17 protein-coding genes are annotated in these 21,938 nt (G+C 43.9%); all 17 read left to right on the forward strand.

Going from position 1 to position 21,938, the window contains the following annotated elements:
- Nucleotides 1-2 precede the first annotated feature (2 nt).
- The 17 genes from tagH (at nt 3) to C505_RS0113995 (ending at nt 21,909) form a co-directional block, all read left to right on the forward strand.
- On the forward strand, nt 3-1,289 hold the full coding sequence (tagH, locus tag C505_RS0113915; protein WP_018693235.1) for a type VI secretion system-associated FHA domain protein TagH: 1,287 nt from the start codon (nt 3-5) through the stop codon (nt 1,287-1,289).
- A 38-nt stretch (nt 1,290-1,327) separates the two neighbouring features.
- Entirely contained in the window at nt 1,328-1,798 is a 471-nt protein-coding gene (gene tssJ / locus C505_RS0113920) for a type VI secretion system lipoprotein TssJ (protein WP_018693236.1), read from the forward strand.
- Between the two features lie 24 nt (nt 1,799-1,822).
- Nucleotides 1,823-3,148, forward strand: a complete 1,326-nt coding sequence (tssK, locus tag C505_RS0113925; protein ID WP_018693237.1) for a type VI secretion system baseplate subunit TssK — start codon at nt 1,823-1,825, stop codon at nt 3,146-3,148.
- Between the two features lie 13 nt (nt 3,149-3,161).
- Entirely contained in the window at nt 3,162-4,463 is a 1,302-nt protein-coding gene (gene tssL / locus C505_RS0113930) for a type VI secretion system protein TssL, long form (RefSeq protein ID WP_018693238.1), read from the forward strand.
- An 18-nt stretch (nt 4,464-4,481) separates the two neighbouring features.
- Nucleotides 4,482-7,994, forward strand: coding sequence for a type VI secretion system membrane subunit TssM (gene tssM / locus C505_RS0113935; RefSeq protein ID WP_018693239.1), 3,513 nt, complete (start codon nt 4,482-4,484; stop codon nt 7,992-7,994).
- On the forward strand, nt 7,976-8,692 hold the full coding sequence (tagF, locus tag C505_RS0113940) for a type VI secretion system-associated protein TagF (protein WP_018693240.1): 717 nt from the start codon (nt 7,976-7,978) through the stop codon (nt 8,690-8,692). The genes tssM and tagF overlap by 19 nt, the downstream gene beginning before the upstream one ends.
- Before the next feature lie 3 nt (nt 8,693-8,695).
- Nucleotides 8,696-9,535 carry a PP2C family protein-serine/threonine phosphatase gene (locus tag C505_RS0113945; RefSeq protein ID WP_018693241.1) on the forward strand — a complete coding sequence of 280 codons (840 nt, stop codon included), beginning with the start codon at nt 8,696-8,698 and terminating at the stop codon, nt 9,533-9,535.
- Nucleotides 9,536-9,678: 143 nt separating this feature from the next.
- Entirely contained in the window at nt 9,679-10,809 is a 1,131-nt protein-coding gene (gene tssA / locus C505_RS0113950; RefSeq protein WP_018693242.1) for a type VI secretion system protein TssA, read from the forward strand.
- A 29-nt stretch (nt 10,810-10,838) separates the two neighbouring features.
- A complete protein-coding gene (gene tssB / locus C505_RS0113955) occupies nt 10,839-11,342 on the forward strand; it encodes a type VI secretion system contractile sheath small subunit (protein ID WP_018693243.1) in 504 nt (167 codons plus the stop codon).
- Nucleotides 11,339-12,832 carry a type VI secretion system contractile sheath large subunit gene (tssC, locus tag C505_RS0113960; protein WP_018693244.1) on the forward strand — a complete coding sequence of 498 codons (1,494 nt, stop codon included), beginning with the start codon at nt 11,339-11,341 and terminating at the stop codon, nt 12,830-12,832. The genes tssB and tssC (C505_RS0113960) overlap by 4 nt, the downstream gene beginning before the upstream one ends.
- 26 nt (nt 12,833-12,858) lie before the next feature.
- Entirely contained in the window at nt 12,859-14,421 is a 1,563-nt protein-coding gene (tssC, locus tag C505_RS0113965; RefSeq protein WP_018693245.1) for a type VI secretion system contractile sheath large subunit, read from the forward strand.
- 14 nt (nt 14,422-14,435) lie between these two features.
- The gene (locus tag C505_RS0113970; RefSeq protein ID WP_018693246.1) at nt 14,436-15,230 is read left to right on the forward strand and encodes a type VI secretion system accessory protein TagJ; all 795 of its coding nucleotides are present in this window, start codon (nt 14,436-14,438) and stop codon (nt 15,228-15,230) included.
- Between the two features lie 14 nt (nt 15,231-15,244).
- On the forward strand, nt 15,245-15,736 hold the full coding sequence (tssE, locus tag C505_RS0113975; RefSeq protein WP_018693247.1) for a type VI secretion system baseplate subunit TssE: 492 nt from the start codon (nt 15,245-15,247) through the stop codon (nt 15,734-15,736).
- Nucleotides 15,733-17,562 (forward strand): type VI secretion system baseplate subunit TssF, encoded by a 1,830-nt coding sequence (tssF, locus tag C505_RS0113980; protein WP_018693248.1) that lies wholly within the window; start codon nt 15,733-15,735, stop codon nt 17,560-17,562. The genes tssE and tssF overlap by 4 nt, the downstream gene beginning before the upstream one ends.
- Complete coding sequence (tssG, locus tag C505_RS22435) at nt 17,559-18,551, forward strand: type VI secretion system baseplate subunit TssG (RefSeq protein ID WP_018693249.1); 993 nt, start codon at nt 17,559-17,561, stop codon at nt 18,549-18,551. The genes tssF and tssG overlap by 4 nt, the downstream gene beginning before the upstream one ends.
- Before the next feature lie 23 nt (nt 18,552-18,574).
- The gene (tssH, locus tag C505_RS0113990) at nt 18,575-21,181 is read left to right on the forward strand and encodes a type VI secretion system ATPase TssH (RefSeq protein ID WP_018693250.1); all 2,607 of its coding nucleotides are present in this window, start codon (nt 18,575-18,577) and stop codon (nt 21,179-21,181) included.
- Between the two features lie 248 nt (nt 21,182-21,429).
- Nucleotides 21,430-21,909, forward strand: a complete 480-nt coding sequence (locus tag C505_RS0113995; protein WP_018693251.1) for an Hcp family type VI secretion system effector — start codon at nt 21,430-21,432, stop codon at nt 21,907-21,909.
- Nucleotides 21,910-21,938 lie beyond the last annotated feature (29 nt).

The following is a 21,938-nucleotide window of genomic DNA, read 5'->3' on the forward strand; positions in this document are numbered from 1 at the left end:
ACATGGAAGCGATTCTAAGAATTACGAGCTATCACCAGCAATCCCTTGATATTGAAAAAGAAAAAAGAGTAAATCAAACCATTACTCTTGGGCGTTCAGCGAGCTCTGACTGGCACCTCCCAGACCCGGAAAAAATCATTTCTAGTCAGCATGCTATGATTGAGCAAGCGCCTGCTGGTGGCTTTCTTCTTCACGACACATCAACAAACGGTACATTTATTAACCACCAGGTTTCTCCAATTGGAAAAGGGAACCAATATCTGTTGGAGTCAGGCGATAGTATCCGAATTGGAGACTATGAACTCATCTTTGAAATTCAGCAAACAAATGCTATTCCACATGCTTCTGCATCGCAAAATGAGTTCACTGCTTCGAATGATTTTGACGCTTCAAGCAGTTATAACAATTCTGATGATTTTGGATTAAGCCCATCAGTTGTAGCGCTGGAGCAGGCTCTTGACCCTGCTCCTATAGATGAAGCATTTCATCAAACCGTTGAAACACAAATCGGTTCCCAATCAGACCCAATTTATATTCCTGAGGACTGGAATCTTGCTTTTTCACCTGAACCGGCAGAAGCACCCTCTGTACCAGATCAAGAAAGCTCGCCAACTTTCTCGCAACCAGCCACTCCAGCGCCTGTAAAGGAGCCGAGTCAATCAGGTTCACAACCCATCGCACCAGTGACACAAAGCACAGGTTCAAATGATGATCCATGTGTTCAGGCATTTTTACGTGGGTTACAAGTTTCTGATAGTGTCTGCGATGAGCTGAACAGCCCAGAAGTCTGGCAGGAAATGGGCCAATGTATGAGCTTGTTATTTGAGGGGGTGATTGCTTCGTTGCGTCATCGCAACGAAATCAAGCAGGAACTGAAGCTGTCTCACACCATGTTTCAGGCTGAGCAAAATAACCCGCTCAAGTTTTCTGGCAACGTGGATGATGCATTTCAAAATCTGTTTACCCGTCGTAGCCGCAGCTTTCTTCCTCCCGCGGCATCAATTGAAGAAGCCTTTAAGGATACGCGAGATCACGATACAGCACTGCTTGCTGGCACACTTGGTGCCATTAAAGGTATGTTGGAGACACTATCACCACAACAGCTTGGCACCAAAGCAACTGAGCAGCTGTCATTTGCAAAGATTTTACCAAATCAGCAACAGGCAACCAGCTGGCGTCTCTATCAATCTCTGTATGCTGACTTGATGCAAGATATAGAGCAAAACGGTACCAAAGCCTTGTCCGATGACTTCGTCAAAGCTTACGACGAAAAATTACATAATTTATAACCCTTGGTTCAACTCAATTACCCCTGTATGGAGGAAGAATGAAACTCAATCGTTTTAAAGTTTTATTTACTCTTTTTGTTTTCACATTGATGAATGTCAGTTGTACGCTCGTAAACACAGTGGTCCAGCCATACACGGACGTTACATTCAACGTCGCGCCGGATATTAACCCGGACATCAATAAACGCCCCTCACCTGTCGTGGTGAAAATTTTCGAGCTGAGCTCGAGAACTGTTTTTGATACGCAAGATTTCTTTACGCTCTATGAGTCCCCAGAGACCGTATTAGGACCTGATTTGTTAAAGAAAGACGAACTTGAATTACAACCAGCTTCCAAGTTGGAACACAACATGTCACTCAATGAAAACACACGATATATCGGTCTGGTCGTCGCATATCGTAGTATTGATAAAGCCAGATGGCGTGCAGTACTCCCGGTCGATCCGACTGGGTACGATGACTTCTCGGTGAATGTTGAGTCTATCGCGGTCTACCCACAACAGAAGTAATACCGAACTCAAAAGGAAGAATGTATGAGTGATTTTACGCCAATCGCATGGACCGAAGGTATGTTCCTGCGTCCACAGCACTTTCAACAGACTGAAAGATACCTGTTGAATAACATCCATCGCGCAATTGAGTATACGACTCCCTATCACTGGGGGTTTCAAGAGCTGAAGATCAACCATGCTATGCTCAGCCAGGGTGAATTCCAGCTGGAACATGCGATTGGTCTGATGCCTGATCATACACTCATCCATTTACCTGTTCATGATCCGCTACCATTGGGATTGAAAATTGACCGAGAAGTCAGAAATCAAGTTATTCATCTGGCCATCCCGAGCAGCAAAACAAAAACACTGAATATCTCTGAAAACGGAAATATGACGATCACTCGCTTTCAGTATGAAGATCATACAAGCACAGATATCAGTGTTGGTAGCGAAGCTCAGGAATTGCTTCAGGTCGCAAAGCTGAACCTGTCTTTTAAACTATCGAGTGAAGATTTAACAGGATTTATCACAATGCCTGTTGCTCGCATACTTGAAGTGACTGGCGAAGGACAGATCAAACTTGACAGTCACTTTATCCCACCGTGTTTGACCACAGACAATTCACCGCTGTTAGAAAAGTTGATTAATGAAGTCAAAGGACTCATCCAACAAAGAGCAAAAGCGACAGCACAGCTCCTTAATCAGGAAAATGTGACTGGTTCTGTTACGGATTTCTTAAAACTGCAAGTATTGAATAAACACGAGCCAGCATTTATCCATTTTCAGGATAGTGCTTCTATTCATCCTTACATGCTTTATCAAAGACTCACAGATATGATTGGTGAGCTCAGTACTTATTGCCTTGCAACAAAGCGTGTGCCTGAATTGCCCAAATACGACCACCACAACCTTGGCGATATCTTTGATGGATTGAAAGGACTCACCAATCAGCTCCTCAGCCATGTGCTAGAACAAACAGCACAGCAGATCCAGTTAGAACGTTCACAAGTCGGTATCTTCCATGGTGCAATTCGTGATAAAGGCCTGCTAAATCAGGCTTCATTTGTATTGGCAATCAAAGCAAATGTGCCTGAAGAAGAAATGAGACAACACATTCCTCGCCAAACCAAAATTGGTCCAGTGGAAACCATCCGTGACTTCATCAACAACCAGATCCCTGGGATCACATTAAAGCCTTTGCTTTACATTCCACGCCAGGTCAAACATTACGATGGATTCATTTACTTTCAGCTGGATAAGTCAAACGAACATTGGGGACGCCTTGCAAATAGTGGCGGTATTGCAATCCATTTTGCTGGAAACTATCCCAACTTAAACATCATGCTTTGGGCAATCAGAAACTAACGATAGGGAACTCATGGATAAGACAATCATCAGACCCAGACCGGGACGCCGAGGAAGGGAAGAACAAGCCCAACAACCACCTGAACGATCACCAGTGGATCAGGATGCAAAAACGGTCATCAACATTCCTCAGGAGCCAGATCCCATCAAAAAACAGCAAGTCGTGCCAATTTTTAAGTACCCTTTGGTTGAGCACGCTGCTGATATGTTTTCGATCGTGATCCGGATCAGAAGTTATCACCAATTTGATCAGATTGATACTCTCAAGCGCCAGTGTATTGACGGTATCAAACTGTATGAAAATAAACTTCGTCAAGCCAATATTTCTCTAGAGAAGGTTCAATCGGCCCGCTATTGTCTGTGCGCTCTGATAGATGAGACTGTCCTGAATACAGAATGGGGCGGTGTCAGCGCTTGGGCGGGAGAAAGTCTCCTCTCAACATTCCATAAAGAAACTTTTGGTGGCGAATACTTCTACACACTACTGGATGACTCTCTACTCAATACGCGTGCAAATGATGACTTATTGGAGCTTCAATACCTTTGCTTACAGCTTGGCTTCCAAGGCAAATATCGACTGGATAAACATGGTGGTGCAGCGATTGATAGTTACCTGGATCAGCTTTATCGAGAATTAAGTGCCCTTCAAGGTCCAATCAAACAAGCACTTTCACCACAATGGCAGGATCGCGTTGCGAATGGAGTCGAACTGAGGCAACCGTTTCCCCTTTGGGTCATTGTGACCCTTTTTGCCGGATTGATGTTGATGATTTATACCAGTTTGAATTACAAACTGGATACGCGCCTTACTGACGTCACAAAAAGTCTTGCCTCGGCAGTGCCCATGAGCAACACCAGTGTTGTTGGCGGGCAAAGCAGTGATCAATATCAACTGCTGTTACAACTCTTACAAACAGAGATACAAAAACAAATCCTAACATTGGAAGAAACACCTGAACGCGTTCGTATTCGTATTAGTAGTGAATCCTTATTTGATTCGGGCAGTAAATCCATTCGTTCAGATATTGAGCCAATTATCGCCAAAATTGCCCGCTCATTAGAAGGCACACGAGGAAAAATCCTTATTACAGGACATACAGATAATACGCCGATTGGGAATGGTGAATACTCATCGAATTGGCGCTTGTCGCTTGCTCGAGCAACCCAAATTGCCAATGTCATGGACAGAAACGCCACCTTAGCAGGACGACTCTGGCCAGAAGGCCGCGGAGAAGCAGAGCCGATTGCACCAAATACGGACGCAAACGGCCGCTCACTCAACCGACGCATCGAAATCGATTTGTTATTGCTTTAACTTACCAGGGATAGTCCTATGTCATTTAAGCAAAAAGCCAGCCATTTATATTACAAAATGACTTCAAAGCTTGTCGTAACAACGATCGGATTTATTGCTTTAGCGATGCTGATCTGGTTCGGTGGGCCTTTAGTGAGCATTGGTGAAAGCACACCACTTGCTTCGCCTGTCACCCGCCTTGGGGTTCTTCTATTCATTGCCATTATCTGGGGTGTGTTAAATCTCACACGTAAAATCCAGCAAGAAAAGCGTAATGAAAAAATGACCAGTCAGTTGATGGAAAACGACGATCAGGTCACCAGTGATGAAATTTCTCAATTACGAAAGCGCATGCAAGAAGCGATTGATACGCTGAAAAATGCCAAGCTTTATCAAGGAAAGAGCATTTATCAGCTGCCTTGGTATCTCATGATCGGCCCTCCTGGATCTGGAAAAACAACTGTGATCCATAATTCAGGTCTCGATTATCCATTACGAGAGTCTCTTGGTATCGATATGGTCAAAGGGATTGGTGGTACACGAAACTGCGATTGGTGGTTCACGAACAAAGCGGTTTTGATTGACACTGCAGGTCGTTATACAACTCAGGACAGCCACGCAACACACGACTCAGGTGCGTGGCAGGGTTTTTTGGGCCTATTAAGAAAATACCGACCACTTCGCCCGATCAATGGCGTGATCATCAGTATGGGTATTTTGGAGCTGATGAACCAGACCAAGACGGAACGAAACCTCCATGCCAGAGCGATTAAGCAACGCCTACAAGAGCTACAAAACCAGCTAGGCATGACGTTCCCTGTATATTTTATGCTTTCCAAGGCTGACCTAATTGCCGGGTTTGAAGAGTTTTTTGACGACTTCTCTGAAGAAGAAACGGAGCAAGTCTGGGGAGTCACGTTTCCACTACAAGCTGGCGGGGCTGATAATGCGCCTGTTCACCAGTTCAACAAAGAATTCCATCATCTGATTTCGCAATTGACGCTTAGGTTGAATAAACGACTTTCTCAAGAGCGCGATATTGAGAGACGTTCGGCGATTTTCGAATTCCCACGCCAACTCCGCGTATTACAAGGGATCACGGATACGTTTTTGAAAGAAATTTTTACACCGAATGCTTATGAAGAAATTCCGATGCTTCGCGGTGTTTACCTCTCCAGCTCAACTCAGGAAGGAAACCCTGAAAATCTCCTCACATCACAGTCAGTTTCTAAGACGAAAAATACTCAGTCTGAGTCTCGCAGTTACTTCGTCAAACGAGTTCTGGAACAGGTGATTTTCCCAGAGCAAGACCTTGCTTCTACCAACCGCCACCATGCGAAACAAAACAAATGGCTGCGTGTTGGAACACTCACAACAGCAAGCATATTGACACTTGGACTGTCTATCTCATGGTACAGCAGTTATCACTGGAACCAAGCATTGTTGGATAAATCCCAAGCAGCGTTGACCCAATTTGAGGGAGAAAGTGATCGTCTTTTTCAGACGAGTCCAGATTTAGTCACCCTCTCCAATGCATTGGATCGTCTGCGTGATCTCCCAATGGGATATACACAGCAAATGCCATTGGAAGAGACAGCTGCCTTTGGTTATGACACAACAGATGATCTCAATATTCCATCTGTTCAAACATATCAACGTGCATTGCAAGCATTACTCTCACCAGTGCTTACAAATGCGCTCATTGATGAAATGAAGCAACACGAGCAACATTTGGGTTATCTCTATGAAACCCTCAAAGTATATCTGATGCTGTATTTCCCAGAGCATTTTAATCGTGAAGATATCAGTGCCTGGTTTGCTGCATATCTTGAGCGCAAACTGCCTGGCGACGTCAATTTGCCAACACGCGTCAATCTTGAGCAGCACTTTGCAACCCTATTATCGAAAGGAATTAGTAAAGGAGAGCAAGATTTAGCAGCGGTGAAAAATGCGCAAATACAACTGACAAAGCTCCCCTTGGTCGAACGTGCTTATCAGCGCCTGAAAGCCGATTTTCTAAAAAGCCGAGTTCCTGACTTTACGTTGATCGATGTCATGAGTAACCACAGTACAATAGCGTTCCAGTTTAAGAGTGGAAAACCCATGAATACCGGTATTCCAGGCTTATACACCTACAATGGTTATCACAGTATCTTCAATATTGAGAAGAAAAAACTACTGGATAACCTGCTTCAGGACAGTTGGGTGTACGGGGATGATATAGGGATCATTTCTGAAGATGCAAAAGCTGAGATTGAAAAAGAGCTTGAGTATAAATATTTACGTGACTACGTCTATTACTGGGAAGATTTCCTCGACGACCTCACGTTAAAGTCGTATGCCAACACTGCTGATGGCGCAGCAATGACCGAGATTTTATCTGGACCAGAAGCGCCTATCAAAAACTTGGTAACTGCGGCTCAGAAAAATATTCGCTTAACCAGCCTGCCTATCAGTGATCAGCAAAAGTCTGCTGCAAAAGCAGCTGCATCGGTTGCCGACAAAGCACTGCATAGCAAAACTTCCCGCTTGAAGCGTTTATTGCCAGCAGATGGTATCAACGTGGAAGTTTCTCTTCCTGGAAAAGAGGTCGAGCTTGCTTTTGCAAACTTGCTTGAAGTCTCTCCAGCAACTTTGGACGAATTGCAAAGCAATTTGCGTCAGCTTCACCGCTACCTAGATAAAATGGCAGATGGTGATGCCCAGTCAATTTCGTTCAAGTCAAGTTTCGCAGGAAATGGTTCTCCTGATTTTATGACGAAGCTCAACCAAACAGCACGTTCATTACCCATGCCTTTCGAAGGTTGGATCAGAACCATGTCCCAAGATGCGCAAAGTATCAATCGCGCTTTTGCAGGCAAGCACTTGAATGAAATCTGGAAGAGTCAGGTCCTACGTGAATATCGCGCTACGATTGCGGGACGCTACCCTTTTTCTTCGAACTCGAAAAAAGAAGTCCGTATGAAAGACTTTACTCGCTTCTTCGGCCCACAAGGCACATTGGATAAATTCTTTAATCGTTACTTAAAACGTCACGTTGATACGAGTAAGTCGCCATGGCGCTTCGAAAGTAACATTGGGTTACATTCATCCACGCTCATCGCATTTGAGCGTGCTGACAAAATTCGTAAGGCTTTCTTTGAAGGCGGTTCGAATACGCCACATGTTGAGTTTGGCCTCAAGCCAGTCTATCTCGACAGTCATGTCAGTCATTTCCTCTTAGAAGTTGATGGGCAATCCATTAATTACCGACATGGTCCACAACGTGTGATTAATTTCGTCTGGCCTGGTGATTCCGCTGATAATGAAACACGGATTGTGTTCACACCGCCAGGAGGTGAACGTTCGATTAATACGACATTGAAAGGAGAATGGTCGTTTTTCCGTATGCTGGATGAGATACAGACGCGTCGTCCATCCACAAAGCGAGATCACGAGCTCCATATCTCGCTCAATGGGAATCATGCTCAGTTGAAGATGATCCCAAGCAGCAGTATTCATCCATTCTGGAGCGCAAATATAGAGAAGTTCAAATGTCCGAACAAACTATAAATTTGGGTTACTGCGGGAAGCTCCCTTCCCGCGGTGATTTTGTTGAACAAGGTCTGGATAAGACGTTTATTGCTCCTTGGAATGAATGGCTTCAAGCTGTCATTGCAGTCAGCAAAGAGCAACTGGGAGATAGCTGGGTTGATCGCTACTTGACATCTCCGATATGGCATTTCGCCATCTCGCCTGCAACCTGCGGACAACAAGCATATTTTGGAACTTTTATTCCAAGTATTGATGCTGTAGGACGTCATTTCCCAATGACAGTCGCAACCCCCATCAATGCCAGGCCAATTGATATCTATCTGCAAAATGTCACGAACGAAGCGTATGAAGATCAGGTTCTGATTGCGTTAGATGACTCACTGGATCTTGGTAAGTGGATCAAGCAAGTTCAAGACTATCTCAACATTGCGCCATCGGAATTTGAAACTGCATTATTTGAAAAGAGCGCTGACCCGCACAAAACAAGCACTTTGTTTGAACTGGGTGATCATATGTCCCACGCTGATCTGATGCACGCCATGCTCCATCAACATTATGGTCAGTATTGCCTTTGGTGGACTCAAGGTTCCTGTCTCATTGAGCCAAATCTTCTTGTGACACCAGGACTTCCTGCAATCAACCAATTTGCTGCAATGTTAGACGGCCGTTGGCAACATTGGCAGTGGAATGCGCATCAGGTGTTGGATCAAGGATAAACCATGAATTTCACGAGTTATGCCCAAAGTCATCGCGGTATTGTCCGAAAGCTTAATGAAGATGCTTGCATCGAGCTACCAGAGTACAATCTATGGGTCGTTGCTGATGGCATGGGCGGTCATGAAGCCGGTGATGTCGCCAGTCAAATGGTGATTGATACCATCAAATCCAGCATGGATGCATTGGGACATCAACAACCTCAATGTGAAGATGTCCTAAAAGCGATCCACAAAGCAAATCATTTGCTGTTTTCATACAGTCGATTGCATCTTGATGGAAAAACAGCAGGAAGTACCGTTGTCGCATTATTCATCGACCAGGATAAATATTACTTCATGTGGGTTGGAGATAGTCGTGGCTACCTGATCCGTCAAAATCATCTTGAACAAAAAACCCGTGATCATAGCCAGGTCAACGACCTCATTGATGAAGGGGTGATCCGCGAAGATGAAGCAGAGAACCACCCGCTTTCCAACGTGATCACCCGTGCGGTTGGCGTCACCCCAGAAGTAGAAATTTCGATTGTCGAAGGAGATTTGAATCCGAACGATATGTTCTTACTCTGTAGCGACGGCCTCACTGGGGAAATGTCTGATGCTGAGATTGAACGTGTTCTGCAACCACAAAAGATCATTGATGGCGGCATGGCATTGATGCACTCTGCTCTTGTTCGGGGTGCTAAAGACAATGTGACCTGTATCATCGTCAAAAATAAAGGCTTTCAGAACATGGGCGTCAGCGATATGAACGAGACAACACGCACGCCAATTCGTGAATTTGGAGCAACACAACACGATGTTGACACAACCGTTCCAATCTTAACAAGGGACCATTTTAACTAATACAAATTACCTATTTAAAATAACAAAAAAAGAAACCAAATAACAAAAGAATTAGGCTTGTTAATGATTGTTATTACATTCGAAATTAATTATCATAGCCTGCGTTGTTTAACTCATGGAAACCAATAAGGTCAGGGATTTATATGATCGATGTCCCACAACTGATATTACCAATTTCAGAAGATGCTGTAACCGGAGAAGACCTCAGACAGGATATATCGCCAACCTCAGCTTATTACACACTCAAGGATATTCGTAATACCCTTCGAGCTAATGAAAGAAATGCACTGATTGATGAAGAAAGTATCCTGTCCGTTATCCGTGATTGGCGCCCACTCGTTGAACAGATCCCAACAGTTCTACAAGAACAAAGCAAAGATTTAGAACTGGCCGCGTGGTTGATTGAAGCCTTGTGTCGTCTTGATGGTTTCCCGGGGATGACTGCTGGATTTGAACTTGCAACGACTTTGATAGAGCAATTTTGGGATACGCTGTATCCTATGCCAGATCCAGACGACGGGGACTTATCGGAACGTGTTTCTCCACTGGCTGGACTCAATGGTTATGAAAGCGAAGGTGCTTTGATCCTGCCGATTAAAAGTATCCCATTAACCGTTGGCGGTTCACTTGGCCCCTACTCTCTTTGGGAATATGAACGCGCCGTCGATCTACAAAGACTCGATGAAGAAAAACGCGCAAGACGTGCTGAAAATGGCGCGGTAACTTTAGCGGATATTGAACAGAGTGTGAAGGAAACCCCGACTGAGTTCTTCCTTGAGCTTGAACAGGAAATTCAGCAGGCATTGGACAGCTATCAGCGTCTGAGCCAAGCAATGGATGATGCCATTGGTGAGCCACAACCCACCTCGTATATCAAAAAAACACTTGAACTTTGCCAACAGGCCATCACACATCTCGTCGGTGATCGCCTTGAAATGCACCGAACGTCTCAACCAGCACCAGAAACGCCACAAGCTGATGACACAGAGGGTGAAGAAAGTACAGCAGCATCAACAACTGTCGTTCAGTCACAAGTTCAAGACATTGATCCAATCGAGTTCGCCATTCAATCCAGAAACCAAGCGATTGCGTCACTTAAAAGTACTGCAGAGTATTTTCGTAAAACCGAGCCTCACTCTCCCATGTCCTACGCACTGGAACAAGTGATCCGTTGGAGCGATATGCCGCTGCCAGATTTATTACAAGAATTAATTTCAGACCAAGATGCACGTTCGGGCTATTTCAAGCTCTCCGGTATCAAAGTCGACGAGTAGAATAATTGATAAAAGGAAAGGAGTTCAAAATGAGCATCCATGACAAACTCAGACGTGTTCGCAAGCCACGCGTCCACATCACATATGATGTTGAAACAGAAGGCACTACAGTAGAAAAGGAACTCCCTTTCGTCGTTGGTGTCATTGGTGATTTCTCTGGGGACAATAAAGAAGCACTGAAGCCTCTGAAGGACAGACGATTCATTCAAATCGATCGTGATAACTTTAACGATGTATTAAAGCGAATGAACCCAACATTGAACTTCAAAGTCAAGAATACGTTGGCAGACGATGATTCCGAGATTGCTGTTGATTTGAGCTTTAAATCCCTAAACGACTTCGAACCTGCGGCAATCGTAAATCAAGTTGAACCCCTCAGCAAACTCATGGAAACTCGAAACAAACTTCGTGACCTCATGACGAAGGTTGACCGCTCTGAAGAACTGGAAAATATTCTTGAAGACGTTCTAAGCAATACACAACACCTTGACCAACTCGCAAAAGAACTCAACGTTGAGGAGAGTGAAGCATGACCACGGAAGCGTTAGCACAAGAAGGCCAACTTGCTGAAGAACAATCATTTTCATTACTCGACCAAGCAATTGGTGCAACAAAACAAACTGAAAGCTCTCGTGCAGAAGAACTCCTCAAAACGTTGACTGAAGAAGCACTCAAAGGGACTGTTCGTTGGAACAAAAACCTGACTGTGACTTTTAACGAAGCGATTGAAGTCATTGATACAGCGATTTCCAAACAGCTTGCTGAAATCATGCACCATGAAAAATTCCAAAAACTAGAAGGTTCATGGCGTGGCCTGCATCACTTGATCAACAATTCAGAGACAAATGCATCGTTGAAGATCCGGGTGATGAGTTTAAACAAAAAAGAACTTCACAAAGATTTAAGCAAAGCCGTTGAATTCGATCAGAGTCAGATCTTCAAAAAAGTGTATGAATCTGAATTCGGCACACCAGGTGGTGAACCATACGGCGCGCTTGTCGGTGATTATGAATTCACGAATCACCCAGAAGACATTGAAACACTGGGATTAATGTCGAATGTTGCAGCAGCAGGTTTCTGCCCGTTCATTTCTGCATCTTCACCATCATTATTTGGTTTTGATAGCTGGACAGAACTGAGCAAACCACGTGATCTAGAAAAAGTCTTCGAATCATTGGAGTACACAAAGTGGCGTTCATTCCGTGAAAGCGATGATTCTCGTTTCGTCTCATTGACGATGCCACGCGTACTTGCGCGTCTTCCGTATGGTGAAAGCACAAAACCAGTTGAAGAGTTCCGTTACGAAGAATTTGATGTTGATCCACATACAGGACAGACATCAACGACAGACCACGATAAGTACTGCTGGACGAATGCAGCATATGCGATGGCGACAAACCTAACCAAGGCATTTTCTGAATATGGGTTTTGTACAGCTATCCGTGGGGCAGAAGGTGGTGGTCGTGTAGACGGTCTTCCAACACATATTTTCACCAGTGATGATGGCGATCCTGATCTGAAGTGCCCGACAGAAATCGGTATTACCGATCGCCGGGAAGCAGAATTGAGTAAACTTGGTTTCTTGCCGCTCTGCCATTACAAGAATACCGATTATGCCGTTTTCTTCGGTGGACAAACTTGCCAGAAGCCAAAAATCTACGACAACCCGGATGCAACAGCAAATGCTGCGATTTCCGCTCGTCTGCCATATATGATGGCAACATCACGTTTTGCACATTACTTAAAAGTGATGGCACGTGACAAGATCGGAAGCTTCATGGAAGCTGAAGATGTTGAAGCATGGCTACAACGCTGGATCCTCACTTACGTCAACGCATCTGAAGGCGGTGGCCAGGACATTCGCGCCAAATACCCACTTGCTGACGCAAAGGTACAGGTGAAAGAAATTCCTGGTGCGCCTGGTTCATACAATGCTGTTGCCTGGTTGAGACCTTGGCTCCAGATGGAAGAGCTCACAACATCACTCAGGTTAGTTGCAAAAATCCCTGAAATGGGTAGCTAATTGTTCACAAGCAAAGGAATGATGCATTGAGTGCTGATAATTTTACGTTTATTGATACGCATGACGAATTTCAACCTGCAACAGATAATGGGGTTGATCTCTCTGATAACGCATCGTTAGATTCGATTTTGAAACAGACAGGGCTGCGCAAAGCAGCTCGAGTCTACGCGGATCTTACAACTGATGCCAGTGATTCTTTTGCAAATCAATATCCGGATAGCACGCATGCAAACCGCAAGGCACAAGAGAAAGCCACGCAGCTCATTCTGCGTTTGATCAATCAAATTGATTGCCAGCTGGAACAACAAGTCAACGAAATTCTTCATCATGAGCGATTTCAAAAACTTGAATCCAGTTGGCGCAGTCTCCATAGTTTGACCGGCGAAGCTGATCAATATGACCGAGACAATCAAGTTAAGGTCAAACTTCTCAATTGCTGCTGGGCATCACTCAGTAAAGATATGGGGCGCGCAATTGACTTTGATCAAAGCGCTTTCTTCAAGCATGTCTATCAAAATGAATTCGATAATCCTGGTGGTGAACCGTTTGGTGTATTAATTGGGGACTACGAAATCAGCCACTTACCCAGATCTGGCCTTTCCCATCATGATTTAGACACGCTCTCAGAAGTGACGAGAACTTGCGCCGCGGCATTTGTCCCTTTTATTACTGCTGCTTCTCCTGAATTGTTTGGCGTTTCACATTATGCTGAATTGGGATATCACATGAATTTATCCCGTCAATTTGAGCAATCAAACTATGTTAAGTGGAATCGGCTAAGAGAGATGGAAGAATCTCGGTTTTTGGGTCTCACTGTTCCCCGAGTCCTTTTGCGAGAGCCTTATATTGACGACGACACAAGGAAAGAAGCGTTCAAATTTAGAGAGCAAACAACGAACTCAAGCAAACATATGCTTTGGGGAAACGCAGCCTACCCTTTTGCGGTCACTCTGATCCGCGCTTTTTGTGAATCCGGTTGGTTTGGACACATCCGTGGACTACAACCAGGACAAATGAAAAAAGGAATTGTGAGCAATTTGGCACAAGCACCATTTGAGACAGATATTTATCAGAAGTGTCCGAAAGCACCTGTGGATCTGCTGGTGACCGAACGTCAGGAAAAAGAGCTTTCAAATCTAGGGTTTATTCCTGTCTCTCCAGTACCAAATAGTGGATTCGTTGCATTTTATAGCAATGCGTCTGCACAAAAGCCACAACGATATGATTCACTTTCTGCAACTGTAAATGCAAAGATCTCCGCAATGTTGCAGTATGTTCTCTGTGTTTCCAGGTTTGCACACTATATCAAAATCTTAAGCCGTGAACGCATCGGATCTTACGCAACAGCGCAGTCTTGTGAGCGTGACCTCCAGTCTTGGATAAACCAATATACCACGGCCTCCGACTCTGCCTCGGAAGAAGTTCGCAGCCGTTACCCGCTCAGTGACGCAAAAGTGACTGTCCGAGAACATGCGTCTCGGCCCGGCCATTATTATTCTGTATTACAGCTACAGCCCCATTTTCAACTCGATCAGATGATCTCAAGTATTCGCATGGTCACCGAGTTGACTCCAAAGCACATGAATTAAAAAACAGGTTTTATATGAAGGAAATTCAACAATTTATTCAGACTGGTCAACTTGAGGAAGCCATCACAACCTGCGAGACTTCTTTAAAAGATGACCCAGTGAACTTTGATCTTCGCAGCCGCTTTATCGAACTGCTATGCCTGAATAACGAGCTGGAAAGAGCCGACAAACAACTCGACTATATGGTCCAGAAAAAGCCAGAATATGCTGTGGGTGCAATCAACCTTCGTCAATTAATCCGAGCACAGCAGAGCCGCCTTGATTTTCACGCGGGCAAAGCAACACCTGAACTTTTCCATGAGACTGATGAACACGATCAGGCCTTTTTGGATCTCCACCTAGCAACTATCGAGCAAGACAAAGCCGTTATTCAAACATCAGCAGAAGCATTAGAAGCACAAAGAAAGACTGTTTCCCTCCTGATTAACGGTAAACCTGTCACTGAGATCAGAGATATTGATGACACTTTGTGTGGCTATTTAGAGCTGTTTGGTACAAATGGTAAATACTACCTAGCTCGTTTCGATGAAATCGAGTCTTTAACGCTAAAACCTGCACAAAACTTCCTCGAACACTTCTGGTTACGTGTTGAAATAAATATCAAGGATGGTCCTTCAGGACAGGCACATTTACCTGTTACTTATGTACACCATGATTCTGAAATGCAAAACCTAGCAAAAGAGACTGACTGGCACGAGCTGGCTGAAGATGTCTATCAGGGAAGAGGCATGAAAACCTTCTTAATCAACGATGATGCGGTACCACTTCATCAAATTGAAGTGATCAGTGCAGAAGAAACATCAGATTAATTAAAGGAGACATGATGCGAGCACGTTCAGAGCACCAAGTCCAACCATCAATACTCGATCGCCTACTTGACAATGATCCGGAAAATCAGACGGTGCCACTGCGCCAACCTGGTGTGAATATCCGTCAATTAAGAGCAAGTGTGAAACGCGATCTGGAAGCTTTGCTCAACTCTCGCATCCATTGGCATACTTGGCCTGAAGAATATGAGGAGTTATCAACATCAACGCTCACATATGGCCTTCCAGACTTTTCGACGATGCAGGTCAGTAGTAGTGAAGGTCGAGAACAACTGTGTGAATATGTTCGAGTTGCCCTTCTCAGGTTCGAACCTCGTTTTATGGAAGTGGAAGTCACGATTCCAGATGAATCACTTCCTTTGGATCGCATTATGCGTCTGAAGATCAGCGCCATTCTTTTTGCTGATCCAGACCCCGAGTTTATTAGTTTTGATTCGGAAGTTGAGCCCGTCAATTTGACGATGAAGATAAAGGAATCGCGTGTGTGAATGATGAACTGTTAAAGTACTACAATCGAGAACTTGCCTATATCCGTCAAATGGGGGCAAATTTTGCAGAAAAATACCCAAAAGTTGCAGGAAGACTTCACCTTACTGATGAACAAGTGGAAGACCCTCATGTTTCTCGCCTCATCGAGTCTTTTGCATTTTTGACGGCACAAATTCGTCAAAAGTTGGATGATAGCTTTCCTGAGTTAACCGATGCCATGATGGTACAAATGTACCCCGATTATCATGCTCCAATCCCTTCCATGTCAGTCATCAAAATGACCACTGAGCACCTTTCAACAACGGGTGTGACCCTAAAGCGGGGAACCTCATTAGAAAGTACCAGTACAGAAGTGAGTACTTGTTATTTCAGAACAACAAGTGATAACTACTTATGGCCAATTGAAATCACGAACGCTTCGTTTCATAACGCACCATTTACCGCCCCGCCCTGTTTGGGACATACCCCAGCAAAGTCGATGATTAAAGTTGAGCTTCAAGGAGAGTATCCAGATGTGTCTCTTTACGATACAAATATGGATAAACTACAGGTGTATATCAATGGGCAACCGCATCAGAAATACAAAGTTTATGAGTTGATTTTCAAACATTGCATTGGCATTGCCATTGAGGAAGAAAGTACCGGGGATCATTCTTATATTCCACTTACTCATTTATCGGATGTCGGCTTTGGTGCTGAAGAAGCGTCTATTCCCTACTCAGCGAGAATGGCTGATGGCTATCGTATCCTAGTTGAAAACTTTCTATTTCCAGAGAAGTTTATGTTTTTCCAACTGGATAAAATCAAACCCTATCTTCCAAAGAATGACTCGAAGTGCCAGTTGTATTTTTATTTTGACAAAAGCTCTAACGAACTGGAAAAGCAAATTACAAGCGAAAACTTCGTATTAGGTTGTGTACCTATTATCAATTTATTTGAAAAAGAGCTTGAGAATGTACCAATAGAAATCAGCCAGTACGAATATAAGCTCGCCGCTCAGTACCAAAGTGCATCTTCCTTTGAAGTGATCCAAGTTCAGGATGTAACAGCTTACGACCAAAAACAAAATAGCTACACCGTTAAGCCTTTTTATGGACAGACACATCCTAAATATCAACATGACGCACAAATTTTTTGGCAAATTCGTAGAGAGTCCTCTCAATGGTCCAGGGGGGATCAGAGTATTGGGACAGACACTTATTTATCGTTTGTCGATTCTGAACAAAAAGAACTCACCCCGGCAACTGATGGTTCAACTTGGCATGTCAAAGTGAAAGCACTCTGTAGTAATCGCAATCTGCCAGCAACATTATCAACATCTGGCGATGAATCCATGTTTTTCCCAAATTCATACGTGGACACGATTAAACATATCAAGTGTCTAGTTGCCCCAACCCATGCAGTTCGACCAACGCTTGGTGATGCAACGAAGTGGCAGCTGATTAGTCACTTAAGCTTAAACACATTTTCCGGTCCTGATGCAGTTCATCGATTGAAAGAAGTCCTCCGTTTGTATGACTTCAAAGCGACTCAGGAAACGCATGCATTTATAGATAACATTCATGACGTTTCAATTTATGCAACAACGTCAAGATTACCTCGAAATGGCCATATCTGCTTTGCCAGTGGTTCAGAAATATTATTAACCTTTAGCCACGATGACTTCTCCGGTAGTGGGTTATTCTTCTTTGCCAATGTGCTCGATCATTTTTTCTCAATGTTCGCCAGTATTAACAGTTTTACCCGTTTAAAAATCAAGTTTAAAGACCAAGATGTGATCTATCACACTTGGCCGGCAAGAGCAGGAAATATTCCATTACTATGATCTTTTCGGATTTAGAACAGCGTACAGAACGATACGATTTTTACCAAGCTGTCTTTTTGGTCGAACGGCAGCTAAAGACACCCAAATCTCAGTACCGTCAGGTTGGCTATGATGCGATCCCAACTGACGAGCTGATCCGATTTCGTAGTGTTCAACACCTTGGTTTTCCTGGAAACCCATTGACCAATGTAGCAATAAAAAGTGGTAAAGGCTCTTATCATTGTGCAACCTTCGATATTTCTTTTTTTGGACTGACAGGACCAAATGCCGCCTTACCACAACATTACAGTGAACTGATGCTGGAGCGGATCCGCCTAAAAGACACAGCAATGCGAGACTTTTTTGACCTATTTAATCACCGGCTGATTTCTCTCTATTACCGGGCCTGGAAAAAATATCGTCAAGCCATTGGCTATAACATGCGTGGGCTTGATTATGACGATCCACATACTGTTGCTTTGTCTCATCTAGCGCGTGGAAAGACAGATACCCACCTCCATATGGCAGGGTTACTCCAACGTCCAGTCCCCAGTGCACAAGGACTAATTCAACTCCTTCGTTACTATTTGGAATGTGATGTTGAAGTCGAACAATTCGTCGGAAAGTGGCTGTCCTTAGATCCGAGTGAGCAAACCCGCCTTGCAGGTAGAATGCTACCTGAAGGACAACATGCGAGACTTGGTGTCGATGCATCTATTGGTAAATCCTTTTGGGACATCAATACAGCGATAGCAATCGTGATCTCTTGCGATGATGAAAATAAAGCAAGAACGCTGCTCCCTTCGGGTAAATTTCACACGACGCTTCAATCACTGTTAGATATTTATCTTGGCCACCTCGTCAGCAGAAAAATAAAACTGATCACAAAAACAAAATATTTACCTGTCGCAGCATTAGGCAATTCATCATCCAGACTTGGTCAAGGCGGCATTCTGGAAACCCGTAAGCAAAACCGCGACAAGTCCTATACCGTCTATCTTCGATCTTAGAATAACGAACAAGGAAAACAGAGATGTCATCGATGACACTGAATAAACTCGTAGAAAAGTTGTCTTCTGACTGCCGTAGAAGTTTGGAAGCAGCCGCAGCACTTTGCCACAGTCGCAGTCATTTTACTGTCGAAATAGAACACTGGCTCAAGGCAATGCTGGAACAGGATCTGGATGATGTCCGTTTGATCCTCAATCATTTTGATATTGATAACGCTCAGCTAGAAGCTGATTTAAATGAAGCACTTGAGCGAAAAAAAACAGGTAATGCTGCAGCACCAAGCCTTTCCCCACACCTTGTTACACTCCTGAGACAAACTTGGTTACACACAAGTATCGAATTTAACGATCAACAAATTCGAAGCGCTTATTTAATTTTTGGATTACTCAATGATGATGCGCTTTCTTCCCTTGTCACTCGCCATGCACGTGGGCTGCTTAAAATTGAACCCTCTGAACTACTTCACGCTTGGCCTCAAATACAGCAGCAGTCAAAAGAGCTTTCTGCACCTTCTGCTGCAAATGCACAGAATACTCCGACTGGAGGCCCAAGCAAGACACCAAGTCTTGATCAATTTACAGTCGAGCTGACTGCACAAGCGAAGAATGGAAAAATCGATCCAATTCTAGGGCGCGATAATGAAATTCGTCAAATGATCGACATACTGACTCGCCGTCGCCAGAATAATCCAATTTTGACCGGTGAAGCTGGTGTTGGTAAAACTGCTGTTGTTGAAGGGTTAGCACTTCGCATTGCAGCTCAGGATGTTCCTGAGGCGCTCAAGAATGTGAAAATCCACACGTTGGATCTCGCCCTCTTACAAGCCGGCGCTGGCATGAAAGGTGAATTTGAAAATCGCCTGAAATCACTCATCAATGAAGTCAAATCATCTTCACAGCCAATTATTTTATTCATTGATGAAGCACACACGATGATAGGTAGTGGCGGACAGGCCGGACAAAATGATGCAGCAAATCTGCTTAAACCAGCTTTAGCACGTGGTGAATTACGCACGATCGCAGCCACAACCTGGGCTGAATACAAAAAATATTTTGAGAAAGATGCTGCACTTGCTCGTCGTTTCCAGGTAGTCAAAGTTGATGAGCCAGAACCAGCAAAAGCGATTCACATGTTACGTGGTCTTGTGCCAGTCATGGAGAGACATCATAGCGTCTTTATTTCGCAAAAAGCATTAGAAGCCGCAGTAAACCTTTCACATCGTTACATTAGTGGTCGCCAGCTTCCAGACAAAGCAGTTGGCCTTTTGGACACTGCATGTGCCCGTGTTGCGATGAGCCAAGCCTCCACACCAGGAGAGATTGAACAACTCCATCGTCATCAACAGTGCATACAAGACGAAATCGATATGCTCACACGCGAGCAAAACACAGGGCTTGATCACGCAGAAGCAATTGCCACCCTCAATCAGCAATTGAAAGAGTCTGAAACACAATTGAACCCACTTCAAGCACAATGGGAAGCTGAGATTGCACATATCAAAACAATTTCAGAACGATTTGAGCAACTCCAGTCAGAAGATGCTGATAAAGGCACATTAATTGAAGAATTGAATGAAGCAAAAGCCTGCATGGCTGAATATGATTCAAATATGGTTCACTGGCAAGTAGACGAGGACCTGATTGCGCAAGTCATTGCAGATTGGACAGGCATACCTGTTGGAAAAATGTGTGAGGATGAAATCCACGCGGTTCTTCATTTAGCGGAAAATATGAAGAAACGTGTTGTTGGTCAGGATCATGCTCTCAACCTTATCGCTAAAACAGTACAAACCTCCCGCGCTCAACTTGCGGACGAAAGTCGCCCAAATGGCATATTCATGCTCACAGGGCCGAGTGGTGTAGGTAAAACAGAAACCGCCCTTGCGCTTGCAAACGAGATCTATGGCAGTGAGGATAGTGTTACAGTCATCAACATGTCCGAGTTCAAAGAAGAACACAAAGTATCGTTGCTCCTTGGCTCACCACCGGGGTATGTCGGTTATGGCGAAGGTGGGATATTGACCGAAGCTGTTCGCAGAAAGCCATACAGTGTGGTACTACTCGATGAAATCGAAAAAGCACATCCAGGCGTGCAAGATATCTTCTATCAAGTGTTCGACAAAGGGATGATTAAAGACGGTGAAGGTCGAGATATCGATTTCAAAAATACCATCATCATAATGACATCCAATGTCGGGACAGACACGACAATGAACCTGTTCGATGACCCGGAAACAGCACCAAGTATCACTGGACTCCAAAAAGCATTAAAAGAGGACTTATTAGCAGTGTTCAAGCCAGCATTTCTAGGACGAATCAATATGATCCCTTACCTGCCACTCAGTCAGGAGATCATCAAGGACATTACGCGTATTCAGCTAGGTAAGATTGAGAAACGTATTGATCGTCACTATCAGGCAACGTTTAGTTATGATGAAAGCCTGCTTGATCATATTGTTGCCCACTGCACAGATGCAAATTCAGGCGCAAGAAATGTTAACAATATTCTGCAAAATGACATCTTGCCACTCATCTCAGAAACAGTGCTGCGAAATATGGCAGAAAGTAAGCCGTTAACCAGTGTTCATTTATCAGTAGAAAGTAGTAATATCAACATATCGTTATCTTAGATTTGCAAAGTTGAGTATTGTGGTTAAAAAGAGTTTTAGGTATTGTTTTATATTACGATTTTAGCTACAATCTCGACCCGCTGGTATGACAATTTTTTTGAAGGAACATCTTTCTAAGCAAAGGGAATTTTTCTAAAAACAACCTCTTCGCATCAAAAAGATAACAAATCCTCCAAAATCATTCATCAGAAGAATTGATAAGTCCATTCAGTGAAACAATGGATAATATTTAAAAAAGGAGCATATTAATGCAAGCTAATACTTACCTAAAATACGGTTCTATCAAAGGTGAAGCGACAGCAGAATCTTTCAAGGACATGATCACTGTTCTTTCTCTTGACTGGAATGTGAGCCGTGAAATCTCTGCGCACACTGGAACAGCGATGGATCGTGAAGCAAGTGCTGCTCGTCTTGGTCAAGTGATGATCACAAAACTTCAGGATAAAGCGTCTCCTGACCTTTTCAAAGAGTCTACGATTGGTAAAGGTCAACCTGCGACTTTCCACATCACTAAGCAAGGCGACAAAGTTGAAGAAATCATGAAAATTGATCTTACTGATGCAATGATCTCCAGCTATAGTGTTTCCGTTCAAGGTGATCGTCCTGTTGAAACAATCACTATCAGCTACACAGAAATGATGATGACAGTGACACCAACTGACGACAAAAACAACGCAACTGCACCGCTTGTATACGGCTACAGTGGCGTTAAAGGTCAACAACTATAATTTGACCTCTGTTATCCTGCGCAGACACG

Origin of the sequence: Algicola sagamiensis DSM 14643 (assembly GCF_000374485.1) — a bacterium.
GTDB lineage: Bacteria > Pseudomonadota > Gammaproteobacteria > Enterobacterales > Alteromonadaceae > Algicola > Algicola sagamiensis.